Origin of the sequence: Gracilibacillus sp. HCP3S3_G5_2 (assembly GCF_052063305.1) — a bacterium.
In the GTDB taxonomy this organism is placed as follows: Bacteria; Bacillota; Bacilli; order Bacillales; family Amphibacillaceae; genus Gracilibacillus.
Genome location: NZ_JBQHXU010000046.1, coordinates 1 through 565, shown reverse-complemented (window position 1 = coordinate 565; position 565 = coordinate 1). Strand labels below are relative to the sequence as shown.

Annotated in this window: 1 rRNA gene; it reads left to right on the top strand. The window is 51.3% G+C overall.

Features of this window, described 5'->3' with window-relative positions:
• A 23S ribosomal RNA gene (locus ACTNEP_RS20500) occupies nucleotides 1-565 on the top strand; the annotation flags it as partial.

Sequence of the window (565 nt, the reverse complement as noted above, 5' to 3'; positions counted from 1 at the left end):
CCAAAGTATACGTTAAGTGGAAAAGGATGTGGCGTTGCTTAGACAACCAGGATGTTGGCTTAGAAGCAGCCATCATTTAAAGAGTGCGTAATAGCTCACTGGTCGAGTGACGCTGCGCCGAAAATGTACCGGGGCTAAACGTATCACCGAAGCTACGGATTGTTCTTCGAACAATGGTAGGAGAGCGTTCTAAGTGCAGCGAAGTCAGACCGTGAGGACTGGTGGAGCGCTTAGAAGTGAGAATGCCGGTATGAGTAGCGAAAAAGAAGTGAGAATCTTCTTCACCGAATGCCTAAGGTTTCCTGAGGAAGGCTCGTCCGCTCAGGGTTAGTCGGGGCCTAAGCCGAGGCCGAAAGGCGTAGGCGATGGACAACAGGTTGATATTCCTGTACCACCCAATTCCGTTTGAGTGATGGGGGGGACGCAGAAGGATAAGGAAAGCGCACGACTGGACGTGTGCGTCGAAGCAGTAAGAGCGTCAGATAGGCAAATCCGTCTGGCAAGCTTGAGCTGTGATCGGGAGGGAAATATAGTACCGAAGTTCCGGATTTCACGCTGCCAAGAA